Raw genomic sequence first — 25,032 nt, 5'->3', positions numbered from 1 at the left:
ACCTGCTGGACCAGCTGCTCCCGGCCGGGCACAGCGGGACCTGCCGGACCCTGGTCGTGAGGAGACCCACCGATGCTGCTGCGCAAGATCGCCCGACCCCTGCTGGCCACCTGGTTCGTGCACGACGGCCTCGACGCCCTCCGCCACCCTGCGGCGCACGCCGTGGCGGCGCGCGGTCCGGCCGACCAGGTCACCTCCCGGATCGGCCAGGCCCCGCTCACGGAGAACCAGCTCAAGACCGCCGTCCGCGTGCACGGCGCGCTCACCGTCGCCGCCGCCGTGTCGATGGCCACGGGTCGCGCACCGCGCCGCTCGGCCCTGTTCCTCGCCGCACTGACGGTCCCGGTCGCCCTCGCCGACCAGCCCTTCACCTCCGGCCCGGTCTCCCGCTCCGTGCGGACGGAGCGGTTCGTCCGCAGGCTCGGCGCCCTCGGCGCTGCGCTGCTCGCCGGCGTCGACACCGAGGGGCGTCCCGGCATGTCGTGGCGGATCGAGAACGCCCGCGACAAGCACGCTGCGATCAAGGCCGCAAAGGAGACCACGGCTGCGCGCGCGGCCCGGGTCGCGAAGGTGAGCAAGGCGGCGTCCTCCGCCAAGACGAAGGTCGTCGACGCGGTCACCCCTGACTGACCCCAGCTCTCCAGCCCCGTCCGCGGGGCCCTCGCACGCCACCGGGTGCCGAGACCGCTTCACGGTCTCGGCACCCGGTGCCATAACCTGGGGACCATGACGAGCACCCCCACGACGAGCCCCGCCGAGCACGCCGACCTCTGGGCTGCGCCGACCCTGGCAGCAGCCCCCGGCCGGCTCGACGCGACGGTCGAGGTCCCCGGCTCGAAGTCGCTCACCAACCGGTTCCTGGTGCTCGCCGCGCTCGCCGACGGCCCGGGCACCCTGCGCGGCGCGCTGCGCAGCCGCGACACCGACCTCATGGTCGCAGCGCTCCGCTCCCTCGGTGCGACCGTGGTCGAGGGCGAGAGCCCGAGCGAGTGGCACATCACCCCCGGTGAGGTCACCGGGGACGTCACGGTCGACTGCGGGCTGGCCGGCACCGTCATGCGCTTCGTCCCGGCTGTCGCCGCGCTCTCCGGCGCCCGGGTGACCCTCGACGGCGACGAGGGCGCCAGGGTCCGTCCGATGGGACCGATCCTCGACGGGCTCCGCGGTCTCGGCGTGCGCGTCGACGACGGCGGGCGTGGGCTGCTCCCCTTCACCATCCACGGCACAGGCTCGGTCCGCGGCGGGTCGGTCGACGTCGACGCCTCCGCGTCGAGCCAGTTCGTCTCCGGTCTCCTGCTGGCCGCAGCGCGCTTCGAGCAGGGCCTCACGCTGCGCCACACGGGCACGACGCTGCCGAGCATCCCGCACATCGACATGACCGTCGAGCTGCTGCGCGAGGCCGGCGTGGTCGTCGACGACTCCCGACCGGCGATCTGGCAGGTCTCGCCGGGCCCAGTCGCAGCGCGCGACGTCAGGGTCGAGCCCGACCTGTCCAACGCCGGTCCCTTCCTCGCCGCAGCCCTCGTGGTCGGCGGCACGGTCCGCGTGCCGGGGTGGCCGGCGACCACCACCCAGCCCGGCGCGATGATGGCCGAGCTGCTGACCCGCATGGGCGGCTCCGCGCACCTCGAGGGCGACGTCCTGGCGGTCACCGGCACCGGCGAGGTCCGCGGGATCGACGTCGACCTGCACGCCGCGGGCGAGCTCGCCCCGACCATCGCCGCCCTCGCCGCGATCGCCGACTCCCCCAGCCGGCTGCGCGGCATCGCGCACCTGCGCGGGCACGAGACGGACCGTCTCGCGGCCCTCGCGACCGAGATCACCCGTCTCGGCGGGCAGGCCGAGCAGACGAGCGACGGTCTGGTCATCACCCCGCGCCCGCTGCACGGCGGGGTCTTCGAGACCTACCACGACCACCGCATGGCGACAGCGGGGGCGATCATCGGCCTGCGGGTGCCCGGGGTACAGGTCGAGAACGTCGGCACGACGGCCAAGACCCTCCCCGGTTTCACCGACCTGTGGTCCGGCATGCTCGCCGCACAGGGCGCGGGAGCCTGACCGCCGTGGGACGACGCCCGATCGACGAGTCCGACTTCCACAGCCGTCCGAGCAAGCGGGGCTCGCGCCCACGGACCAAGACGCGCCCCGAGCACGAGGACGCCGTCTCGGGCCTCGTCACCGGTGTCGACCGCGGCCGCTACACGCTCCTGCTCGACGAGGACCAGCCTGACGAGCACGTGATCTCGGCGATGAAAGCACGCGAGCTGACCCGGCAGCGTGTCGTCTGCGGCGACAGGGTCGACGTCGTGGGTGACACCTCCGGAGAAGAGGGCAGCCTCGCCCGCATCGTCCGGATCACCGAGCGCACCACGGTCCTGCGCCGCACAGCCGACGACACCGATCCCTACGAGCGCATCATCGTCGCGAACGCCGACCAGCTCGTCATCGTCACCGCCCTGGCCGATCCCGAGCCCCGCACCCGCATGATCGACCGCTGCGTGGTCGCCGCCTACGACGCCGGCATGGACGTCCTGCTCTGCCTCACCAAGGCCGATCTCGCCTCCCCCGACGCCCTGCGCTCCCTCTACGAGCCGATCGGTGTATCCGTCGTGACGACCTTCCGCGGCGACGAGGGCGAGATCACGCCGCTCGACGCCGTCCGCGACGCGCTCTCGGGGCGGACCTCGGTGTTCGTCGGGCACTCGGGGGTCGGCAAGTCGACCCTCGTCAACGCCCTGGTCCCCGGTGCCATGCGCACGACAGGCGTCGTCAACGACGTCACCGGGCGCGGACGCCAGACCTCGACCTCGGCGGTCGCCCTGCGCCTGCCCGAGCACGACGGAGCCCGCGGCTGGGTCATCGACACCCCAGGGGTCCGCTCCTTCGGGTTGGCCCACGTGCAGATCGAGCACCTGCTCACGGCCTTCGACGACCTCGACGAGGTCGCCCAGGAGTGCCCGCGTGGCTGCACCCACCTCGAGGGCTCTCCAGACTGTGCGCTCGACGACTGGGTCACCGCCGCCGACGACGACGAGGTGCGGGCTGCCCGCGCTGCCCGGCTCGACTCCTTCCGCAGGCTGCTGGTCTCGCGCAGCTGACGTCTCGCGCAGGCACGAGCCGGTGCGCCGTCCGCTGGTGACCTCCTGCTGGTGGACGCGCGCCGCGGCGCAGCGCCGCGACCTCACGAGATACGGTGAGGGGCATGACCGCCCGCTCCCAGTACGACGACGACCTCAGGCTCGCGCTCGTGATCGCCGACCAGGTCGACGCGCAGACCATGTCACGCTTCAAGGCCCTCGACCTGCACGTCGAGTCGAAGCCCGACCACACGCCCGTCTCCGACGCCGACAAGAGCGCCGAGGAGATCATCCGTGGGCAGCTCGGCAGGTCACGCGGCCGTGACGCCGTGCTCGGCGAGGAGTTCGGGGCGACGGGCCACGGCGCGCGCCGGTGGATCATCGACCCGATCGACGGCACCAAGAACTTCGTGCGCGGGGTCCCCGTCTGGGCCACCCTCATCGCGCTGGCCGACGGCGACGACATCGTCATGGGTGTCGTCAGCGCCCCGGCGCTCGGGCGCCGCTGGTGGGCCGCTCGCGGGACCGGCGCGTGGACCGGCCGTTCGCTGTCCTCGGCCACCCGTCTGCGGGTCTCCGGTGTCAGCGACATCGCTGACGCGTCGATGTCGTACTCGAGCCTGAGCGGGTGGGAGGAGCGCGGTCGGCTGCCGCACTTCCTCGACCTCTCGCGCCAGGTGTGGCGCACCCGCGCCTACGGGGACTTCTGGTCCTACATGCTCGTCGCCGAGGGAGCCGTGGACATCGCCGTCGAGCCCGAGCTCGAGCTGTACGACATGGCGGCCCTCGTGCCGATCGTCACCGAGGCCGGTGGACGCTTCACCTCGCTCGCCGGTGTCGACGGGCCCTTCGGCGGCAACGCGGCTGTGACCAACGGGCACCTGCACGACCACGTGCTCTCGGCCGTGGGGTTCCAGACGCACTGAGACCGCCTCGCGCTCGGCAAGGTCGGCCCCCCCGACGCGTCAGTCGGCAGCCGTCAGTCGGGAACCGGCGGACGGCCGTCGTGCGACTGTCAGCGAGGGATCGAGGAGATCTCGGTCGCGTCGTACCAGAGCAGGTCGCGGTCGGCCAGACGCTCGATCGCGTCGTCGTCGCCACCCATGACGGCCTGGATGTCGCTCGCGGCCTCGGGCTCGTCGACGTGCGCGCAGACGATGCGCACACCTGTCAGGGGTCCCTCGACCGTCACTGCGCTCGACGCGACGTCGTCGTCGTCCGCCGCTGCGTCGACGGGTCGGACCGAGGCGTCGGGGACGTCGACGGACACGACAGCGCGGAGCCACGGGACGGCGGGGTCGGCGGCGACGAGGACCAGAGAGTCGTCTGCTGCGGCGAGCTGGGCGACGTACTCGACCTCTTCCAGGTCGTCGACCCCCTCGGCGGCGAGCTCGGCCACGAGGGCCGGCGTCGCGGCGTGAGCCCCCCGCGTCTCGAGCGTCATGGTGGGGCCGGTGAGGGCGTCGATCTCGGCGAGCGTCACGGGGACGTAGAGGCGCATGGCTCTAGTGTGCCACCCGCGGCACACCAGTACGCCGAGTGCACAGACGCGACCGCCGGGTGATGTGGGCGACTTATCCACAGCATCCCGTTTGTCTGTACTTCGTCAACCTCACGTAGCTATACCTAGAGGACCGAGGACCCGGGCAGGAGTCGACGGAGCCGGACGTGCAGTCTGGCCCGAGCACTGGTCTCGGGCCCATCTGTCACCTACCGAAGGACCATCATGACTGCGCTGGCCCCTACAGCCCCCGCCGCCGACAGACAGGAGCTCCGTCGCACCGACACGGCATCTGTCAACCGGGAGAGCTCCGCCGCCACGGTCTCGGCACGCCACGGGCTGCGGCACAGGGCTGCTCCGGCCCCTGTGCGGCGCACACCCGCCCCACCAGGACGAGAACCTGCCGCCGACCCCGGCGACCCGACGGCGCTGTGCTGCGCCGTCGCCCACGCCGCGACCGAGGTCCTGCGGGGTGTGCGCCCTCTGGCCCAGCTCGTGCGGTCGGTGTCCCCCGAGGTCTACGACCAGCTCGAGACGCTCGCCCGCGTGAGGTCCGCCGCACGCGACCGGCGGGGCGCACCACCCACCCCGCAGTCCCGCTCCCGGGTCCGCAGGGCACGCGTGGTCCGGGTCGCGCCGGATGCCGCCGAGGCCACCGTGATCATCGACGACGTCGACAGGGTCAGGGCCGCCGCCCTCCGTGTCGAGCTGCACCGCGGACGGTGGCGCGTGGTGGTGCTCGAGATCGGCTGACACGACTGGCTGCAGCGCGACCAGCATCGCGCCAACCCTCCACCTGCGTGCCAGCAGCGCGCCACCTGCGCGCCAGCAGCGAAGGTACCCAGAACGCAGAGAGGGCCCCACGGTTGCCGTGGGGCCCTCTCTGCGTCTCGCCGTGCGGTCCTGCTCCGTTGTCAGGTGCAGTCCCTGCCGGCCTGTGTCACTTCTTCTTCCTGGCCCGTCGACGCTCTTCGCGGTTGCCCGACCCGTCCTCGTCGTCGGACGAGACCGTGCGCGTGGCGCCGCCCTCGCCGGTGACCACGGCACCGACGCCGTCTTCGCTCGGGGCCGTGTAGCTGAGCGGGACCTTGCGGTCGGGGCCGTCGAGCCCCTTCGCCACGAGCACCTTCTCGGTCCCGTCCTCGTCGGGCTGGGCGACGACAGCACCAGCCGCTCCGAGAGCCTGGGCGGCAGCGGTACCGGCTGCTGCCGCAGCACCGGCTGCCGTGACGGCCGGAGCGGTCTCGACCTTGACCTCGAGGTTGAACATGTAGCCGACGGACTCTTCCTTGATGGCCTCGGTCATGGCCTGGAACAGCAGGAAGCCCTCACGCTGGTACTCCACGAGCGGGTCGCGCTGGGCCATCGCGCGCAGGCCGATGCCCTCCTTGAGGTAGTCCATCTCGTAGAGGTGCTCGCGCCACTTGCGGTCGAGGACCGAGAGCACGACACGACGCTCCAGCTGGCGCATGTTCGCCTCGCCGAGCTCGGTCTCGCGCGCCGTGTAGGCGTGCTCGGCGTCGGAGAGCACCTCGGTGAGGATGAGCTCGTGGGTGAGCGCGTCGACGCTCCCCGCCTGGGCGACGACCTCGTCGACCGTGATCGAGACCGGGTAGACGGCCTTGAGCGCGGTCCACAGGCCCTCGAGGTCCCACGAGTCGGGGTGACCTGTCGCGGTCGCACCCTCGACGTAGGCGGTGAGCACGTCCTTGATGAAGTGCTGGATCTGCTCGGCCATGTCTTCGCCCTCGAGCACACGACGACGCTCGTCGTAGATGACCGAGCGCTGGCGCGAGAGGACGTCGTCGTACTTGAGGACGTTCTTGCGGATCTCGAAGTTGCGGCTCTCGACCTGACCCTGGGCCGAGGCGATGCCTCGGGTGACGATCTTGGACTCGAGCGGCATGTCGTCGGGGAACCGCTGCATCATCGAGTCGGCGAGCGCGCTGCCGAACAGGCGCATGAGGTCGTCCTGGGTCGACAGGTAGAAGCGGGACTCGCCCGGGTCTCCCTGACGGCCCGAGCGGCCACGCAGCTGGTTGTCGATACGACGCGACTCGTGGCGCTCGGTGCCCAGCACGTAGAGACCGCCGAGCTCGGCGACCTCGTCGTGCTCGTCGGCGACGGCCTTCTTCGCTGCCTCGAGGGCGTCGGGCCACGCGGCCTCGTACTCCTCCGGGGTCTCGGCGGCGTCGAGGCCCCGTGCCTTGAGGTCGGCGATGGCGAGGAACTCGGCGTTGCCGCCGAGCATGATGTCGGTGCCTCGACCAGCCATGTTGGTCGCGACGGTGACAGCGCCCTTGCGTCCGGCGAGGGCGACGATCGACGCCTCACGCTCGTGCTGCTTGGCGTTGAGGACCTCGTGCGGGACGCCCTGCTTCTTCAGCTTGGCGGCGAGCAGCTCGGACTTCTCGACGCTCGTCGTGCCGACGAGGACGGGCTGACCGGCCGCGTGACGCTCGACGATGTCTTCGACGACGGCGTCGAACTTCGCGTTCTCGCTCTTGTAGATGAGGTCGGGCTGGTCGATGCGCTGCATCGTGCGGTTCGTCGGGATGGGGACGACGCCGAGCTTGTACGTGCCCTGGAACTCGGCAGCCTCGGTGTCGGCCGTACCCGTCATGCCGCCCAGCTTGCTGTACAGGCGGAAGTAGTTCTGCAGCGTGATGGTCGCGAGGGTCTGGTTCTCGGCCTTGATGGCCACGCCCTCTTTGGCCTCGATGGCCTGGTGCATGCCCTCGTTGTAGCGGCGGCCGGCCAGGATACGGCCGGTGTGCTCGTCGACGATGAGCACCTCGCCCTTGATGACGACGTAGTCCTTGTCGCGCTTGAACAGCTCCTTCGCCTTGATGGCGTTGTTGAGGAAGCCGATGAGCGGCGTGTTGAGGGACTCGTAGAGGTTGTCGATGCCGAGGTAGTCCTCGACCTTGGCGATCCCGGGCTCGAGCACGCCGACGGTGCGCTTCTTCTCGTCGACCTCGTAGTCCTCGTCGACGGTGAGGCGGCGCACGACCCGGGCGAACTCGCCGTACCACTTGTTGGCGTCGCCCGAGGAGGGGCCGGAGATGATGAGCGGGGTGCGGGCCTCGTCGATGAGGATCGAGTCGACCTCGTCGACGACCGCGAAGTTGTGGCCGCGCTGGACGAGGTCGTCGGTCGACCACGCCATGTTGTCGCGCAGGTAGTCGAAGCCGAACTCGTTGTTCGTGCCGTACGTGATGTCCTTGGCGTACTGCTCGCGGCGCTCCGCGGGCGTCTGCCCGGACAGGATGCAGCCCGTGCTGAGCCCGAGGAAGCGGAAGACACGACCCATGAGCTCGCTCTGGTACTTGGCGAGGTAGTCGTTGACGGTCACGACGTGGACGCCGTCGCCCGACAGCGCGTTGAGGTACGCGGGGAGCGTGGCGACGAGGGTCTTGCCCTCACCGGTCTTCATCTCGGCGATGTTGCCAAGGTGGAGCGCCGCACCGCCCATGAGCTGGACGTCGAAGTGACGCTGCCCGAGGGTCCGACGGGAGGCCTCGCGGACGGCGGCGAAGGCCTCCGGGAGGAGCTCGTCGAGGGTCGCGCCCTGGGCGATCCGCTCCTTGAAGCGGTCGGTCTCCTCGCGCAGCTCTTCGTCGGTGAGCGCCTCGAAGCTGTCTTCGAGGGCGTTCACCTGGTTGGCGAGCCCTGAGAGCTTCTTGACGATGCGCCCCTCGCCGAAACGTAGGACCTTATCGAGGATCGCAGCCACGCAGTACTCCCGGTTCGAGTTCACAGCTCTCCCGCCGAGCCGAGCGGCTCAGAGGGCATACAACTCTCATCGTATGCGAGACCGGACCGGTCTCGACACACCTCTGCCGGGCGATGTCGGAGCCGACCTGGGAGGTCGTGGTGGTGGGCGCCGGGTCGTGGTGGTGGACGCCGGGTCGGGTGGTGGTCACCAGGTCGGGTGGTGGGACGAGGGGTCAGGCGGTGGGCGCCGGGTCGGGTGAGGCGTCGCACGTGCGACGGGGGGCCGGGGGGCAGAGTCTGACTCTGCTCCCCCGGTGCCCTCCGACCGACGCCCGGCCCCCTCCCCGATCAGGCCGGGTGGGGCGCGTCGCCCTTCCCGCTGCTGGGCTGCTCGGTGCTGCCCGCAGTGCTACCAGAGAGGTCCTCCAGGACTGTCGCGGCGTCCGCTCGCGTCTCCGCAGCTGCCGCCTGGCCGTCGTCCTGGTCGCCGTCCTCGTCGTCGACCGCCGTGTGCTCGCCACGGAACTGCGTCATGTAGAGGCGGTAGTACGCACCCCGACGCTCGAGCAGCTGGTCGTGCGAGCCGGTCTCGACGATCCGGCCGTCTTCCATCACGAGGATGGTGTCGGCGTCGCGGATGGTCGAGAGCCTGTGCGCGATGACGAAGGACGTCCGGTCGGTCCGCAGCGCCGCCATCGCGTGCTGGACGAGCAGCTCGGTGCGGGTGTCGACCGACGACGTCGCCTCGTCGAGGATGAGCAGCGACGGGTTGGCGATGAAGGCCCGTGCGATGGTCAGCAGCTGACGCTCACCTGCCGAGACGCTGCCACCGTCTGCGTCGAGCACGGTGTCGTAGCCGTCGGGCAGCTGCCGGACGAACCTGTCGACCATCGTCGCCTGGGCCGCGGCCACGACCTCGTCGTCGGTCGCGTCGAGACGCCCGTAGCGGATGTTCTCCCGGATGGTGCCCTCGAAGAGCCACGCGTCCTGGAGGACCATGCCGACCTGGGACCGCAGCTCGCCACGGCTCAGCGTCGTGATGTCGACCCCGTCGAGCAGGATCCGCCCGCCCGTGAGCTCGTAGAACCGCATGATGAGGTTGACCAGGGTGGTCTTGCCCGCGCCCGTCGGTCCGACGATCGCGACGGTGTGCCCGGGCTCCGCCGAGAACGACAGGTGCTCGATGAGCGGGACCTCGGGGTCGTAGCTGAACGAGACGTCCTCCAGCTGGACGAGCCCCTCGGTCCGCTCGGGGAGCGTCGCTGTGGCCTGCTCGGGCTCCTGCTCGTCGGCGTCGAGCAGCTCGAAGGTCCGCTCGGCCGAGGCCACACCGGACTGCAGCATGTTCGCCATCCCGGCGATCTGGCCGAGAGGCTGGGAGAACTCGCGGGAGTACTGGATGAAGGCCGTCGCGTCGCCGAGGGTGATCTGGCCCGAGGCGACCCGCAGGCCCCCGACCACGGCGATGAGCACATAGGAGAGGTACGAGACGAAGGTCATCGCGGGCATGATCATGCCCGAGACGAACTGGGCCCCGAACGACGCCTCGTACAGCTTCTCGTTGCGGACGTCGAACTCCTCGAGCATCTCCTCGTCGCGGCCGAAGCTGCGGACGAGCTCGAGCCCGGAGTACGTCTCCTCGACGTGACCGTTGACGGCCCCGGTGTTCTTCCACTGCGCGGCGAAGAGCTTCTGCGAGCGCGTGCCGATCACCCCGGCGATGACGCCGGAGAGCGGCAGCGCGATGAGGGCGATGAGCGCGAGCTGCCACGACACGATGAACATCATCGCGGTGATGCCCAGGACCGTGAGGACCGACTGCACCAGCTGGGAGAAGGCCTGCTGGAGCGCGGCCTGGATGTTGTCGACGTCGTTGGTCACGCGGGACATGAGATCACCGCGCTGCCGGGTGTCGAAATAGCTGAGCGGGAGCCTGTTGATCTTGTCCTCGATGTCCTGGCGCAGCCTGTAGACCACCCGCATGACGAGGCCGTTGAGGATGAACCCTTGAGCCCAGCTGAGGAACGACGCGACGACGTACAGGCCGAGCACCACGAGGATGAGCTGGCCGAGCCTGTCGAAGTCGATGCCCTGGCCGGGCACGATGTCGGCGTTGGAGAGGAGGTCGGCGAACTGGTCGTTCCCCTCCGCGCGCGCTCCCGCGACGACCTCCTCGAGCGGCACGCCCTCGGGCAGCCGTGAGCCCAGCACCCCGTTGAAGATCGTGTCCATCGCACGGCCGAGGATCCTCGGCGCGATGACGGTGAGGACCACCGAGACCACGACGAGCGCGACCACGACAGACATGCGCACCCGCTCGGGGGCCAGGAGCCCGACGAGCCGCTTGGCGGAGGGCCAGAAGTGCTGGGCCTTCTTGGCGGGGGCACCGCCGAACATGTCCCCGTCCATCTCGGTGGGGACGTACTCGGGCTCGAGGTCGTCGACCTCGTCGAACACCACTGTCGAGCCGGGCTGCGGGTCGCCTGCGGCGACGTCCTTCGGCTTCTTGCGCGCCATCATCACGCCACCCCCTCCACGCTCAGCTGTGACTCGACGATCTCGCGGTACGTCTCGTTGCTCTCGAGCAGCTCGTCGTGGGTCCCTCGACCGACGACAGCGCCCCCGTCCATGACGAGGATCTGGTCGGCCGACCGGATCGTCGAGACGCGCTGGGCCACGATGATCACCGTCGCGCCCGCCGTGGCCTCGCCGAGACCTTCGCGGAGCCTGGCGTCGGTCGCGACGTCGAGGGCCGAGAAGGAGTCGTCGAAGAGGTACACGCGAGGCCGTGCGACGAGGGCTCGGGCGATGCAGAGCCGCTGACGCTGGCCCCCGGAGACGTTCGTGCCGCCCTGGGACACCCGCTCGTCGAGGCCGTGCGTCTTCTCCCGCACGAAGTCAGCCCCCTGGGCGACCCGCAGAGCCTCCCAGAGCTCGGCGTCTGTCGCCTCGGGGCGGCCGAACCTCAGGTTCGAGCCGATCGTCCCCGAGAAGAGGTAGGGCTTCTGCGGGATCAGACCGACCACGCTGGCCATCTCGTGACGCCCGAGATCGCTGACCGAGACCCCGTCGATCGCGACGCTGCCCTGCTGGGGGTCGTACTGGCGCGAGACGAGGCTGAGCAGCGTGGTCTTGCCGGCACCTGTCGACCCGATGATCGCGGTCGTCTGGCCCGGCTCGGCGACAAAGCTGACCCCGTCGAGCACGGGACGCTCGGCGCCCGGGTACCCGAAGGTGACGTCGCGGAGCTCGACCCGGCCTGCGGTCGGGACCGTCGCAGCAGTCGTGCGCGGCACCGTCAGGCTGGTCTTGGTCCGCAGGACCTCGTCGATGCGCTCGGCGCAGACGACGGCGCGCGGCACCATCATCACCATGAACACGCCCATCATCACGGCCATGAGGATCTGCAGGAGGTACTGCAGGAACGCGGTCAGCGAGCCGATCTGCATCTCGCCCGCGTCGACCCGGTGACCTCCGAACCACAGCACCGCGGCTGTGGCCAGGTGCAGGATCATCATGATGATCGGGAACATCAGCACGAACACGTTGCCGACCTTGACCGACACCGTGGTGATCGCCATGTTCGCGCGCTCGTAGCGCTCCGACTCGAAGGGCTCCCGGACGAAGGCACGGACGACGCGGATGCCGGTGATCTGCTCGCGCAGCACACCGTTGATCCCGTCGATACGGTCCTGCATCAGCCGGAACAGGGGCAGGAGCAGGTAGACGAGGAAGCTCACGACGATCAGCAAGAACGGGACCGAGACCCACAGCAGCCACGACAGACCGACGTCCTCGCGGAGCGCCATGATGATCCCGCCGATGCACATGATCGGCGTCGACACCATGAAGTTCAGCGTCATGAGCACGAGCATCTGCACCTGCTGCACGTCGTTCGTGCTCCGGGTGATGAGCGTCGCGGTGCCGAAACCGTTGATCTCGAGAGCGCTCAGCGAGTCGACCTTGCGGAAGATCTCGCGGCGCAGGTCGCGACCGACGGCCATGGCGGTCTTGGCGCCGAAGTACACGCCGCCGATCGCTGTGAGCACCTGGACGAGGCACACCACGAGCATGGTGATGCCCGTGGACCAGATGAAGTCGGTGTCTCCGGTCGAGACGCCCTTGTCGATGATCTGGGCGTTGAGGCTGGGGAGGTAGAGAGCAGCGATGGTCGAGACCAGCTGCAAGATGAACACCCCCACGATCCACGCGGAGTACGGCTTCGCGTGGCGCAAGGTAAGAGCGACGAGTGTCACGGGACTTCCTTCGAGCAGTCGAGCAGACAGGGGAAGGGACAGGTCGACGCCTGTGGAGGCAGGTGCGACGGCACGGACCGGAGAGGTCCGACGACGGTGCGGTCCAGAGCTGGACGACCGGGGGCGAGCACGTCCGCACAGATCATGCCCGACATGAGCGAAATTCTGCTACTTCATTCTTGCTCTCCTCCGGACGGGGGCGCCGAGTCGTCAAGGGGTGCCGAGTCGTCCGAGGGCACCGGGCCGTCCAGGGGCACCGAGCGGTCGAGGTGCCCCGAGAGCTCGCTCGCGAGGTCGCCGGCCCGCTCCACCTCGACGCGGTCGAGCCCGAGCCACCGGGCGAGGACGCAGAGCTCTTGGGCGAGCGCAGCCGGGGTGCGGTCGGTGACCTCGGGGTCGCGGTGCGCCGAGAGCACCCTGAGGACACCTGCGCGCCTGTCCGCCTTGAGGTCGACCCGTGCGGCGATCGACTCTCCCTCGAGGAAGGGCAGCACGTAGTAGCCGTGGACCCTGCGGGGCGCCGGGACGTAGATCTCGATGCGGTAGTGCGTGCCGAAGAGCTCGGCGAGTCGCCTCCTCTCGAAGACGAGGGGGTCGAAGGGGCTCAGCAGCGTCTGCGCGACGGCCCTGCGCGGGGTGGTCGCGTCCCGGTGACGGAAGGTGGGGCGGTCCCACCCGTCGACGACCACGGGCTCGAGGGTGCCCTCGTCGACGAGCTCGGCGAGAGCGTCCCGCGGGGCCGCACCCTTGAGCCGGAAGTAGTCGGAGAAGCAGCGGAGCGTGCCGACCCCGTGCGCCCTCGCACCGATCTCGACCAGCCCACGGACGCACTCGGCGTCCGTGGGCACAGGTGCCGCCAGGACGTCCGCGGGGAGCACCCGCTCGACGAGGTCGTACCTCCGCTCGAAGCTGGCGGTCCGCCCTGCCGAGGTGATCTCGCCTGTGAAGAACAACAGCTCGAGCGCACGCTTGGCCACGCTCCACCGCCAGCCCCAGCCGTCCTCGGGCCGGTCAGAGGCCGAGCCGAGGTGCCGCTCGACCTCGGTAGCCGTCAGCGGGCCGTGCTCGGCGACGATCTGGCGGATCGCCTCGACCTCGGCGCTGTGGGTGGCCTCGGTCGCGCTGATGCTCCCCCAGGCCTGCTCCCGGTACCTGCGTCGTCGCCACTCGAGCAGCCTGTAGGTGGCGGGCGGGACGAAGGACGCCTCGTGCGCCCAGTACTCCACGAGCCGTCGCGGCGCGCGACCGGCGGCGCGGTCGAGCAGCGTGGTGTCGTACGGGCCCAGCCGCGAGTACACGGGGACCAGGTGCGCCCGGGCGAGCACGTTGACCGAGTCGATCTGCAGGAGCCCCATCCGGCCCACGGCCTTGTGGAACCGTGCCGCCGTGACCGGCCCTGACGGCCGCTCCCCCGCCAGCCCCTGCGCGGCGAGCGCGGTCCGGCGCGCGGCAGACAGGGACATCCGACGGGCGGCACGCGGTGCTGGAGAGACCATGGGCTGAGTGTGGCCTGCGCCACCGACATCCGTCGAGGTCAGGTCGCGCCCCTCACCTGCGCCCGCGCACGACGACGGCGCGACCTCTGCTGAGGTCGCGCCGTGGTCGTGCTGTCCCGCTGGTCACCGCCGCAGGTGATGCTGCGGCGGGTCGGGCGTACGCCTCAGTCGGCCGCTGCCGCCGCGGCTGCGAGCGCTGCAGCGTCGATGCTGCACGAGGTGTCCAGGGCGATCACGCCGTAGGTCCACCCTCGACGCCTGTAGGCGACGGAGGGACGCGCGGTCTCAGAGTCGATGAAGAGGAAGAAGTCGTGCCCCACCATCTCCATCTCGTAGAGCGCGTCGTCGATCGTCATGGCCTCGGCCGAGTGGAGCTTCTGCCGGATCACGACAGGAGAGTCTCCGAGCTGCGTCTCGACGGTCTCGCCCGGGTCCGAGGGAGCTGTCGGCTCCGGGGTGACGGGCGGGAGCGGCGGCTCGTACGGCCGGACGTCCGCGGTGTCCATGGGGGCGGGGTTGCGGAAGCGGTTCTTGCGACGGTCGTTGGCGCGACGCAAGCGTTCGGTCAGCTTGTTCATCGCGAGGTCGAGTGCTCCGAAACGGTCGTCTGCTGCGGCTTCGGCGCGGACGACGGGTCCCTTGTCGCGGACGGTCAGCTCGACGCGTTCGCGGATCCCAGACTGCCGGGGGTTGTTCTCGTGAGTGACCTCGACGTCGACGCGCTGGGCGCTCGGTGCGAGCTGCTCGATCTTGGCGAGCTTGTCCTCAGCGTGTCGGCGAAAACGGTCAGCCACCTCGGTGTGCCTACCGACGACAACGATCTCCATGTGAGCCTCCAAGGGAGTGGGTGGGCGTTGCTCCAACGCCCGTCTACCAGGTACGGGGGCGCCCTCGCGGGAGCCAGTTCTTCACCACCTCCCACCTCTGTCGAGATCTTCTAGACAGGCTATCCCGTCGGACGACCCGAGTGCACCACGAGACTCTGAGAAGAGGCTGTGACACCCTCGTCGGAGCTCTCACCAGGAAGTTCTCGACCGATCGTGCCAGGCCTGGGTGCGACCGCCAGCACGAGCCCGAGGACGACCGAGCACCCCACCTCGTGCAGGGCGCGCTCGCACTCCGCGAGGGTCGCACCCGTGGTGAGGACGTCGTCGACGAGCACGCAGACGATCTCCCGCCCGGTCCCCGGCCGTGCGCGACGCCGGTGACGCCGGCGGGCCCGCAGCGCCCCGGAGAGGTTGCTCGCGCGCTCTCGCGCACCCAGGCCAGCCTGGTCGAGCGTCCGCCTCTTCCGGTGGCCCAGCGCACGGACGAGCCGGACGCCGGGCTCCTGCGCACGCCTGGCGGCCGCGCCCCGTCCTCCGGCTCTCCCCGAGCCCGCTGCGGGCCCCGCGCCCGACAGCACCTCGACCGCCGCCCGCGCGAGCTCGGTGGTCGGCTGCCTCCCGCGTCGGCGCACAGCAGAAGGCGTCGAGGGAGTCGGCACCACCCACACCTCGCAGCCCAGCCGGAGGTGCTCGTCGACGACGGCTCGGCCCTCGGCGACGACCTCGAGGAAACGCGAGACCAGGACCGGCGTGACGTCGGTCCGTCCGCGGTCCTTCCACGCACCGACGAGCGTCTTGACGGACCCGGCGTACGGGACGCCGGCGAGCACCGGCCACAGGCTCACGAGCCCGTCATCCTCCCCGGCGTCTGCCCCGAGACCTCCGGCTAGAGAGGCGCCGACGTCTCGGGTGGGGTCGTCCGCACGGTGCCGCGCCGGAGCAGCACGGGGCGGCGGCAGACGGGCGAGCCGCGGTGCTGACAGGTCAGCACGGCGCGCAGCCGTCCCGAGCGCACCGAGGCAGCCCGGGCAGACCACAGCGTCGGGGGCACCGCAGCCGGCACAGGCCAGCGGTACCACCAGGCGGACGAGGTCCTGGAGGAGTGTGACGCAGGTCGTGGTCGTCCGCTGAGATCTCATGGTCCGACGGTCCCAGGACCTGCCGCTGTCCTGCCATCCAGCCCGCGAGACCTGTGGACGTCACCCCGCGTCCAGCGCAGTGTGGACGACGAGTCCTGAGCCCCTGCGAGGACCCCGTCGGCGTCGAGAGCACCGGAGGCAGCAGGGCACCCGAGGTACCGGAGCCGAGGAGCCTGGGCTCCCTGGGCCACCCGGTCGGCCAGCCTGGTCGACCCAGTCAGCCCGGGAAGGTCGGCAGCCTGACGTCCTGGGCGACCCGCGTCCAGGTCGCCCCTGTCGTCGCGCGGTTGAGCAGCTCGCCGTCTGTCGTGACCACGTAGACGGCCCGTCGTCCGCGACCCGAGGCGATCCACTCGGCCCCCTCGACCCCGGACAGCGCCTCGGAGTGTGCAGCGAGCGGCACGAGGTGGACCGTGCGCACCCCCGAGGTCTGGCCCTGGGCGAGCACGGCGAGCGTCGACTCGTCGACCCACACCACCTGCGAGGCGGCGACGACGGCCGCGCCTGCCACGAGCGCGTCGGAGAGCCTCACGGGGATGTCGGTATCGCCCCGGACGATCCCGGCCACGTCGATCCTGGTCTGCCCCGCAGTCCCCGTGCCGTCGCTCGAGACCACGGCGATGCGCGCCCCGTCGCGGGACACCTGGATCGACACGACGCTGCGGCCGTCGAGCCAGTCGGCGGCCACGGCCGTCACCACACCGTCAGGGGACACGACCTGGAGCGGCGAGCCGGGGAGCATGTCCCCGGACCAGGTCCAGCCGAAGCGGTCGATCGACGGCGCGACGAGGTCTTTCCCGGTGAGCAGCACCCGGCTGGGCTCTGCTGCCGTCGCCGCGGTCCGGATCGTCGTCCGCCCCGACCTGTAGACCACCTCGGCCCCGGTCACGCTGATCGCGAGGGCCGTCGGGTCGCTGCCCGCGAGGCTCAGGAGACCCTCGACGGGCTCGACCCCGGAGCTCGACACCGTGCTGACGGCCTCGCCGCTCAGGACCAGCGGGCTCGCGAGTGCGGGCATGGGGTCACGGCTCGGGTCGACCCGGGTGCGGATGTCGAGCGGCGCAGAGCTGACGGTCACCTCGACGGCCCGGACACCCGAGACACGCAGCAGCACGGCCTCGAGCTGGGCCCGGAGCATCGCCCGCTGGTCGTCCGTCGCCCCGAGCACCTCTTGGCTGAGGTCGACGCTCGCCGTCCCGTCCTCGTCCACGACGACAGAGTCGAGCACGAGCCGCGTGCCCTCGGGAGCGACGACCGAGACAGAGTCCCGCAGCCACTCGGACGGTCCGGCGAGCACCCCGTTGACAGCGTGCGCCGCGGTGTTCGTGCTCGGGTACCACCGCACGTCGGGGACGAGGAACTCTCCGTCCCGCGACGGGAAGTACAGGCTCGTCTGGCGGAAGATCGTGCTGAAGTTCGAGTCCGACATGAAGGTGCCGTCTTCGGTCCCGGTGATCCGCCACTGGCCGTCGGGCTGCTGCTCGAGGGAGAACGAGAGGTCCTGCAGCGTGCCGACGGTCGCCTCGGTGTAGCGCCCCTCGGCGTCGAGCTGGGAGGTCACCGCGACCTGACCGCGGATCTCCGCGACGACAGGTTCTGCGGGCTCGTCGGTCTCCGAGCCGTCGTCGAGGTCGGTCGGCGCACCCGCGATCGTCTCGTCCGTCGGGCCGGAGATCTGGTCCAGCTCGGGGTCGCGCGCCATGACGACGGTCCGCACCGTCGGGTCCCAGGCCTGCGCCGCCCCCTCGTCGAGGAACTCGCGGGCCGTCACCCAGTCTTCGTAGACACCGCCGGCCTGGGCGCTGAGGAATCCGGCGACGATCTCCTCAGGGCCGGCCCCCGCGCGCGGACCGCGCGGCTGGAGGTAGACGGGACCGGGGTCGGTGATGGTCACGTCGCCTCGCTGGACCCCGCCGTCCTGGGGGATCTGCGCACAGGCTCCCGTCACGAGCACGCTCGCGGCGACGAGCAGCCCCGTCACGGCGCGGCGGCCACGTCCGGCCCGCCCCGAAGCACCAGTGCAGGGTACGGACTGACGCTGTCGTCGGCTCATCGTGGTCCTCCGAGCTCGTGGACGGGTCCGACGGCACCGGGACCTGCACCGTCGTCGCCGTCAGGCTCGTGGTCGTCGTGCCCGGGCATGTGGGCGATGTCGGGCAGGCTCGCCGGTCCTGCCTCGTCGCTGCGGCGCGTGTGCGTCTCCGGGTCCGACTCGCGGTCTTCTGGCGCCTGGCCGGCCTCGAGCTCGATCGGCGAGCTCGTCAGCACGATGCCAGCCCGCCGCGGCAGGGTCAGCCTGAAGGCAGCACCCAGACCGGGCCGGGCCCACGCCTCGAGCCACCCACCGTGCAGGAGCGCGTCCTCGAGGGAGATCGCGAGCCCGAGCCCTGTCCCGCCGCTCGTGCGCGCTCGCGCAGGGTCGGCGCGCCAGAACCTGTCGAAGACGTGCGAGACCTGGTCCTTGGGCATGCCGACCCCGTAGTCGCGCACGTGCACCGCGACCGCGGTGAGGTTGGAGGAGACGCGCACCTCGACGGGACCGCTCTCGGCGTACTCGATCGCGTTGACCAGGAGGTTGCGCACCACCCTCTCGACCCGGCGACGGTCGATGTCGGCCGTGACAGGCCGCTCGTCGAAGTAGGCCGCGACCCACACGTCCTTGCGCGAGGCGAGCGGGGTCGCGTGGTCGATCGCCGCGTTGACGACGTCCCGCAGGTCGAGCGCCTCGGCGTCGAGGACGGCCGCCCCGGCGTCGAAGCGGCTGATCTCGAGCAGGTCGGCCAGCAGGTCCTCGAACCTGTCGAGCTGCGCCTGGAGCAGCTCCGCAGAGCGCTTGAGGACGGGGTCGAGCTCGTCACGGCTCTCGTAGATGAGCTCGCTCGCCATGCGCACAGTGGTGAGCGGGGTGCGCAGCTCGTGCGAGACGTCCGAGACGAAGCGGCGCTGCAGGGTCGAGAGGTCGTCGAGCCGCTGGATCTGGTCCTGGAGGCTCTCGGCCATCTCGTTGAAGGAGCGGGCCAGCGTCGCGATCTCGTCTTCGCCCTTGGCGAGCAGCCTCTCGTCGAGGTGCCCGTCGGCGAGACGCTCGGCGACCTGCGCGGCGCGCTGCACCGGTCTGACCACCTGGCGGGTGACGACCCACGTGCTGCACGCGAGGAAGATCACCAGGGCCGCACCGGCGATGGCGAGCACACGCTGCATGAAGCTCAGGGTCTCCTGCTCGGCCTCGAGGGAGTACAAGAAGTACAGCTCGTAGCTCCCGGCGACCGGGACGTCGACCTTCGACCCGACGAGCACGCCCGGGATCGTCCCCGTCCCCGAGCTGTCGGGGATCGAGACAGACTGCCAGCGCTGCTCCTCGCCCTGGGCGGTCTGGGCACGCAGGTCGTCGGTGACGAGCCCGCTCAGCTGAGGGGCGGTGCTGCTGTTGAGGACCGAGGACGCGCTGTCGGGGTCGGTGCGCCAGAGGAAGATCTCGCGGCCGCTCGAGCCACCGCCCTGCAGCAGCCGGACCAGGTCGTTGACGAGCTGCTGGACACCCGTCGTGGTCGTGGCGGTCGTCGTGTTGAAGGTCGTCTGCGCCTGGGAGGTCGAGCGCGCGCTCTCGGTGAGCACCTGGGTGATCCGCTGCTCGAAGAGACCGTCGCGGATCGCGCCCGAGAGGTACGTGCTGAGCACCATCACGGCGAGGAGCCCGAAGCCGATCGCCGTGGACGTCACGCGCAGCTGCATCGACGTGCGCCAGGCACGCACGACCTTGCGCAGGGCCCACTGGACCCGGCGGACGGCACGTCGCAGGCTGCGTCTCACCGACCGGGGGACCGGACGAGGCGCCCCGGTCATGTCGCCGTGGCGCCAGCCTTGTACCCGACGCCGCGGACCGTCAGCACGATCTCGGGGATCTCGGGGTCGTGCTCGATCTTGGACCGCAGACGCTGCACGTGGACGTTGACGAGGCGGGTGTCGGCCGCGTGCCTGTAGCCCCAGACCTTCTCGAGCAGGACCTCGCGGGAGAACACCTGCCACGGCTTGCGGGCGAGGGCGACCAGCAGGTCGAACTCGAGGGGCGTCAGGGAGATCGCGGTGCCGCCCCGGGTCACGCGGTGGCCGGTCACGTCGATCTCGAGGTCACCGATGGTCAGCCGCTCGGGAGCCGGCTCGTCGGTCCTGCGCAGCCGCGCACGGATCCGGGCGACGAGCTCCTTCGGCTTGAAGGGCTTGGAGATGTAGTCGTCTGCACCGGACTCGAGGCCCTGGACCACGTCGAGGGTGTCGCTCTTGGCGGTGAGCATGATGACGGGCACGCCGGACTCGGCGCGGATCTGACGGCACACCTCTGTCCCGTCCTTGCCCGGCAGCATGAGATCGAGCAGGACGAGGTCCGGGGAGGTGCTGCGGAAGACCCCGATCGCAGCATCGCCGTCCGCACAGAACACCGGGTCGAATCCCTCGGTCTTGAGGACCAGCCCGATCATCTCGGCGAGCGCGGTGTCATCGTCAACGACCAGCACACGTGACTTCATCCAGCCATCTTGCCATCCTCCCCGCGTGGGCGGCGCGTGGCACGATGAGCAGGGAGGATGATCTTCCACGAGCAGCACCCCGTTCTGGTCCGGCGAGCACAGCGAGAGGCACCACCGATGACGAGCCCTGAGGACGCGCCCGAGGAGAAGCCCGCGCCGTTCGCACCGCCCGGTGGGACGCCGCCTGAACCCGGTCCTGCTGCTCCCGCGCAGCCTGGTGCCGTGCAGCCTGATGCCGTGCAGCCCGCCTCCCCGAAGGCTCCGGCACCCGGTGGCTGGGGCCAGCCCTCCGCGCAGATCGGCTACGGCCAGCCCCGCTACGGGCAGTACGCACCGGGCGGCCCGCCGCAGGCAGCGCCCGGGGCTGGGCAGCAGCCGTACCCGGGTGCACCGCCCTCGGGCCCCGGGTACGGGACGCCGCAGAGCGGGCAGCAGTACGGCGGACAGCCGCAGTACGGCGCGCAGCAGTACGGAGGTGCCCAGTACGGCGGGCAGCAGCACGGCGGCTTCCCCGCGCCGGGCTGGCGCCCAGGTCCGGCGAAGCCCGGGATCATCCCGCTGCGTCCGCTCTCCCTCGGCGAGATCTACGACGGTGCCTTCGCGGCGATCCGCAAGAACCCCAAGGTGATGCTCGGGGTGGTCGCCCTCGTGACCGCTGTGGCGACCATCGTCCCCGCGCTGATCTCCTACCTCCTCGCACCGTCGGCCAACCAGTGGCTCGACGACGGCGTCGTCTCGCTCTTCGACGACGGCTCAGGGCAGGTCTCCTCCGAGCTCGGGCTCGACGGTCTGGCCGGCCAGCTGTCCCAGACCCTCTTGGTCACGATCGGCGTGTACCTCGGCTCGATCGTCACCACAGGGCTGCTCATCGTGGCCATCTCGCGCTCGGTGATCGGCAAGTCCTTCACGGTCTCCGAGCTCTGGCTGCAGGTCCGCTCGAAGCTGGTCGGGCTCGTCGCGATCTCCCTGCTCCCCTCGATCGGCATCCTGCTGGTGGCCGGGGTCTTCATCGGCGCCATCGCCCTGCTGGCGTCGGCCGACGCCGTCGGGCTCGTGCTGCTCGTGACTGTCGTCGCCCTGGTCGTGATCGTCGTGGTCGCCGTGTGGCTCACGACGAGGTTCATCCTCACCCCCGCCGCCTACGTCCTCGAGGGACAGCGGCTCGGCACGTCGATCGCCCGGGGGTGGACGCTGAGCCGCGGGTCGTTCTGGAGGCTCTTCGGCATCTACCTGCTGTCGTCGATCATCACCTCGATCGTCTCCGGTCTTGTCGCCTCGCCCGGTCAGATCATCGCCAACATCCTCTTCCCCACAGGTGACACCGTCCCCCTCGGCGCGGTCGCGATCACCGTCGTCGCGCAGATCATCGCCTCGACCATCTCGACGACCTTCTTGTCCAGCGTGGTCGCCCTGCTCTACATCGACGTGCGGATGCGGCGCGAAGGACTCGACGTCGAGCTGGCCGCGGCGGCCGACGAGGCCTGATGCACCTCGCAGGCATCCCCGTCGACCCTGACGCGACGACAGCCCGCGACCTGCTGCGCGGCGAGCTGACCAACCCCGTCTACCACGACAGCCCGACACTCTTCGAGAGGTTCGTGCGCTGGTTCACGGGGTTGTTCGACGGTCTTGTCGTGCCCGGGGTCAGCGGTGTCTGGGGCGCGGTGCTCGTGGTCGCCGGCGTGCTCGTCGTCGCCGGCGTCGCGCTGGTCGTGTCCGGGCCGTTGCGCCGAGACCACCGCCGGACCGCGGCCCCGGTCCTGGACCAGGACGACACCCGGTCGGCCGCAGACCTCCTGGCTGCCGCGGATCAGCAGGCCCGCGCCGGCGACCTGTCCGGTGCGACGCTCGACGCGTTCCGCGCCCTCGTGCGACGCTGCGAAGAGCGCGCGCTGCTCGACGACACCCCCGGCAGGACCGCCGACGAGGCCGTCAGGGCGCTCGGGGCACCGTTCCCCGGCTACGCGTCGGCCCTCGACCACGCAGGCGACACCTTCGACGCCGTCTACTACGGGCGGCGCCCGAGCGACCGCAGCACCTACGACGGCATCCGCGCGCTCGACGACGCGCTCGCCGCGACCTCCCCGCAGCTGCCGGCCGCGCGCACGCCCGTCGTCGGGACGCTCTCATGAGCCTCCAGGTGCCCGGGGCCCCGGCACCCGTGCCTCCGGCGTCTCCGGCGTCTCCGGCGTCTCCGGCGAGCACGACGACGTCGTCGTCTCAGTCGTCGAAGACTTCGGCCGCGCCTGCGAGCGCGCCGGTGCGCGGGGACGGGACCACCGTCGCGTCCCGCGCGCGACGACGCTGGCGGACGTCCCGCACGGTCGTGGCCGGGCTCGCCGCAGCGTTGCTCGCCGGGGCCGTCCTCGTGACGCTGACCCCCACGACGTCGACCATCAGGTTCGCCGCCGACAACCCCTCCCCCGACGGAGGGATGGCGCTCGCGCAGGTGCTCGGCGACCAGGGGGTCAGGGTCCGCCCGACCACGTCGGTCGCCGAGGCGATCGGCCTCGCCGGCCCCGGGACGACCCTGCTGGTCGCCGACGACTACGGCATGCCCGACGACGTCGCACGGTCGCTGACGGGCACCGGTGCCCAGGTCGTGCTCGTCGCCCCCGGGCCCGACCTCCTCGCCGCAGCGACGGACCAGGTGACCCACGCCTCCCGCAGCCCCGACCTCTCGACACCGCTGCCCGCCCGCTGCGAGGACCCCGACGCCGTCGCGGCCGGCGAGGTCACGACAGCCGGGGCCATGCTCAGGCTCGCCGACGACGCGCAGGACGCACAGGTCTGCTTCACCGACGCCTCGGGCGCCGGGCACTACGCCGTCACGACGCTCGACGACGACCCCGACGTCACGGTGCGCGTCCTCGACGACGCGACAGGCCTGACCAACGCCCAGGTGACGACGGCCGGCAACGCGGCGCTCGGCCTGCGGATGCTGGGGCACGAGGAGACCCTCGTCTGGCTGGTCCCCGACCGCCCGACGACGGCCGACGAGCCCGGGGGCGTCGTGGCGATGCTCCCGCCGTGGGCCGTGCCGCTCGCCGTCCAGCTGCTGCTCGTGGTGGTCGTCCTGGCCCTGTGGCAGGGGCGGCGTCTCGGTCCGCTCGCGACCGAAGACCTCCCTGTCGTGGTTCGCTCCTCGGAGACGACGCTCGGCCGGGGGCGCCTCTACAGGCGGTCGCGTGCCTACGGGCACGCCGGTGCGTCGTTGCGGGCCGGCGCTGCCGACAGGATCGCCCGGCGCCTGGGCCTGCCGAGGTCGAGCAGCCCCGACGCACTCGTGGACGCCGTCTGCCGCGCCACCTCCCGACCCTCCGAGCAGGTGCTCGGACTCCTCTACGGACCACCCCCAGCAGGCGACGTCGAGCTGACGCGCCTGGCCACAGATCTCGACGAGCTGGAGAGCGAGGTTCACCGCGCGTGAGCACCCCACCCCCACCCCCCTCATCCGAGACCACCCCACCCGCAGACCCCCGCGGACCCCAGGAGCCGAGCGTGAGCACCGAGAAGGCACAGGCCGCGGCGACCGAACCAGCCTCCGACGACCTGCGCGCCGTGCTCGGCCGTGTGCGGACCGAGGTCGCGAAGGGGGTCGTCGGCCAGGACGCCGCGGTGACGAGCCTGCTGATCGCCCTGCTCTGCCGTGGCCACGTGCTGCTCGAGGGGGTCCCCGGCGTCGCGAAGACGCTGCTCGTCCGCACGCTCGCGGCGAGCCTCGCCCTCGACACCAAGCGTGTGCAGTTCACGCCCGACCTCATGCCCGGCGACATCACCGGCTCGCTCGTCTACGACGCCCGGACGGCCGAGTTCAGCTTCCGTGAGGGGCCGGTCTTCACCAACCTGCTGCTCGCCGACGAGATCAACCGCACCCCTCCCAAGACCCAGGCCTCGCTGCTCGAGGCGATGGAAGAGCGCCAGGTGAGCGTCGACGGTGCGCCGCTGCCGCTGCCCGACCCCTTCCTGGTCATCGCGACGCAGAACCCCGTCGAGTACGAGGGCACCTACCCGCTGCCCGAGGCGCAGCTCGACAGGTTCCTGCTCAAGGTGCTGCTCCCGCTGCCCGAGCGCGACCAAGAGCTCGAGGTGCTCGCCCGGCACGCCGCCGGCTTCGACCCGCGCAACCTGGGTGCCGCGGGCGTCAGGTCGGTCGCGACGGCCGACGAGCTCGAGCGGGCGCGCCGCGAGGTCTCGCAGGTCCAGGTGTCGCCCGAGGTCCTGGGATACGTCGTCGACGTCTGCCGCGCGACGCGGTTCTCCCCCTCGCTGTCCCTCGGCGTCTCGCCCCGTGGCGCGACGGCCCTGCTCGCGACGTCGCGCGCCTGGGCCTGGCTCAACGGGCGCACCTTCGTCACGCCCGACGACGTCAAGGCGCTCGCCCACCCGACCCTGCGGCACAGGGTCCAGCTGCGCCCGGAGGCCGAGCTCGAGGGCGTCAGCGCCGAGACCGTCCTGTCGACGGTGCTCGCCTCTGTGCCTGTCCCGCGCTGACC

19 protein-coding genes are annotated in these 25,032 nt (G+C 71.1%); 9 read left to right on the top strand and 10 right to left on the bottom strand.

All coding sequences use genetic code 11. The features are described 5' to 3' along the window. Positions 1-72 precede the first annotated feature (72 nt). From SANBI_RS04650 to hisN, 4 genes are all read left to right on the top strand, one after another. Entirely contained in the window at positions 73-630 is a 558-nt protein-coding gene (locus tag SANBI_RS04650) for a DoxX family membrane protein (RefSeq protein ID WP_179913873.1), read from the top strand. A gap of 96 nt (positions 631-726) precedes the next feature. Further along, complete coding sequence (gene aroA / locus SANBI_RS04645) at positions 727-2,058, top strand: 3-phosphoshikimate 1-carboxyvinyltransferase (RefSeq protein ID WP_319159414.1); 1,332 nt, start codon at positions 727-729, stop codon at positions 2,056-2,058. Between the two features lie 5 nt (positions 2,059-2,063). Continuing rightward, positions 2,064-3,098 (top strand): ribosome small subunit-dependent GTPase A, encoded by a 1,035-nt coding sequence (rsgA, locus tag SANBI_RS04640; RefSeq protein ID WP_056137156.1) that lies wholly within the window; start codon positions 2,064-2,066, stop codon positions 3,096-3,098. Positions 3,099-3,202: 104 nt separating this feature from the next. After that, complete coding sequence (gene hisN / locus SANBI_RS04635) at positions 3,203-4,003, top strand: histidinol-phosphatase (RefSeq protein ID WP_056136875.1); 801 nt, start codon at positions 3,203-3,205, stop codon at positions 4,001-4,003. Between the two features lie 89 nt (positions 4,004-4,092). Here hisN and SANBI_RS04630 read toward each other — a convergent pair whose 3' ends face one another. Next, entirely contained in the window at positions 4,093-4,578 is a 486-nt protein-coding gene (locus SANBI_RS04630; protein ID WP_319159411.1) for a DUF6912 family protein, read from the bottom strand. A 225-nt stretch (positions 4,579-4,803) separates the two neighbouring features. On the opposite strand from SANBI_RS04630, the gene SANBI_RS04625 reads away from it, so the two are divergent. Beyond that, complete coding sequence (locus tag SANBI_RS04625; protein ID WP_319159409.1) at positions 4,804-5,331, top strand: Rv3235 family protein; 528 nt, start codon at positions 4,804-4,806, stop codon at positions 5,329-5,331. Between the two features lie 187 nt (positions 5,332-5,518). Here SANBI_RS04625 and secA read toward each other — a convergent pair whose 3' ends face one another. The 9 genes from secA to mtrA form a co-directional block, all read right to left on the bottom strand. Beyond that, positions 5,519-8,314 (bottom strand): preprotein translocase subunit SecA, encoded by a 2,796-nt coding sequence (gene secA, locus SANBI_RS04620; RefSeq protein WP_319161181.1) that lies wholly within the window; start codon positions 8,312-8,314, stop codon positions 5,519-5,521. Between the two features lie 329 nt (positions 8,315-8,643). After that, positions 8,644-10,815 carry an ABC transporter ATP-binding protein gene (locus SANBI_RS04615; RefSeq protein ID WP_319159407.1) on the bottom strand — a complete coding sequence of 724 codons (2,172 nt, stop codon included), beginning with the start codon at positions 10,813-10,815 and terminating at the stop codon, positions 8,644-8,646. After that, complete coding sequence (locus SANBI_RS04610; protein ID WP_319159405.1) at positions 10,815-12,551, bottom strand: ABC transporter ATP-binding protein; 1,737 nt, start codon at positions 12,549-12,551, stop codon at positions 10,815-10,817. The genes SANBI_RS04615 and SANBI_RS04610 overlap by 1 nt, the downstream gene beginning before the upstream one ends. Before the next feature lie 173 nt (positions 12,552-12,724). Continuing rightward, a complete protein-coding gene (locus SANBI_RS04605) occupies positions 12,725-14,047 on the bottom strand; it encodes a winged helix-turn-helix domain-containing protein (protein ID WP_319159402.1) in 1,323 nt (440 codons plus the stop codon). A gap of 164 nt (positions 14,048-14,211) precedes the next feature. Beyond that, positions 14,212-14,874 (bottom strand): ribosome hibernation-promoting factor, HPF/YfiA family, encoded by a 663-nt coding sequence (gene hpf / locus SANBI_RS04600; protein WP_056136862.1) that lies wholly within the window; start codon positions 14,872-14,874, stop codon positions 14,212-14,214. A gap of 119 nt (positions 14,875-14,993) precedes the next feature. After that, positions 14,994-15,719 (bottom strand): ComF family protein, encoded by a 726-nt coding sequence (locus tag SANBI_RS04595; protein ID WP_319159399.1) that lies wholly within the window; start codon positions 15,717-15,719, stop codon positions 14,994-14,996. Positions 15,720-16,230: 511 nt separating this feature from the next. After that, on the bottom strand, positions 16,231-18,066 hold the full coding sequence (locus SANBI_RS04590; protein ID WP_319159397.1) for an LpqB family beta-propeller domain-containing protein: 1,836 nt from the start codon (positions 18,064-18,066) through the stop codon (positions 16,231-16,233). Then, the gene (gene mtrB / locus SANBI_RS04585) at positions 18,063-19,823 is read right to left on the bottom strand and encodes an MtrAB system histidine kinase MtrB (protein ID WP_319159394.1); all 1,761 of its coding nucleotides are present in this window, start codon (positions 19,821-19,823) and stop codon (positions 18,063-18,065) included. The genes SANBI_RS04590 and mtrB overlap by 4 nt, the downstream gene beginning before the upstream one ends. Before the next feature lie 29 nt (positions 19,824-19,852). Next, positions 19,853-20,536 carry an MtrAB system response regulator MtrA gene (mtrA, locus tag SANBI_RS04580; protein ID WP_056136853.1) on the bottom strand — a complete coding sequence of 228 codons (684 nt, stop codon included), beginning with the start codon at positions 20,534-20,536 and terminating at the stop codon, positions 19,853-19,855. Between the two features lie 117 nt (positions 20,537-20,653). On the opposite strand from mtrA, the gene SANBI_RS04575 reads away from it, so the two are divergent. From SANBI_RS04575 to SANBI_RS04560, 4 genes are all read left to right on the top strand, one after another. Continuing rightward, entirely contained in the window at positions 20,654-22,021 is a 1,368-nt protein-coding gene (locus tag SANBI_RS04575; protein ID WP_319159390.1) for a hypothetical protein, read from the top strand. Continuing rightward, complete coding sequence (locus SANBI_RS04570; RefSeq protein WP_319159388.1) at positions 22,021-22,668, top strand: DUF4129 domain-containing protein; 648 nt, start codon at positions 22,021-22,023, stop codon at positions 22,666-22,668. The genes SANBI_RS04575 and SANBI_RS04570 overlap by 1 nt, the downstream gene beginning before the upstream one ends. After that, positions 22,665-23,966: a DUF4350 domain-containing protein gene (locus SANBI_RS04565; protein WP_319159386.1), complete on the top strand. Its 1,302-nt coding sequence runs from the start codon at positions 22,665-22,667 to the stop codon at positions 23,964-23,966. Before SANBI_RS04570 ends, SANBI_RS04565 begins: the two co-directional genes overlap by 4 nt. Positions 23,967-24,037: 71 nt before the next feature. Then, on the top strand, positions 24,038-25,030 hold the full coding sequence (locus tag SANBI_RS04560) for an AAA family ATPase (RefSeq protein ID WP_461786663.1): 993 nt from the start codon (positions 24,038-24,040) through the stop codon (positions 25,028-25,030). Positions 25,031-25,032 lie beyond the last annotated feature (2 nt).

The sequence above is a fragment of the Sanguibacter biliveldensis genome (assembly GCF_033798665.1).
Classification (GTDB): Bacteria; Actinomycetota; Actinomycetes; order Actinomycetales; family Cellulomonadaceae; genus Sanguibacter; species Sanguibacter inulinus.
Note: the sequence above shows the minus strand (reverse complement) of the source record. Positions and strands in the feature narration are given on the sequence as shown.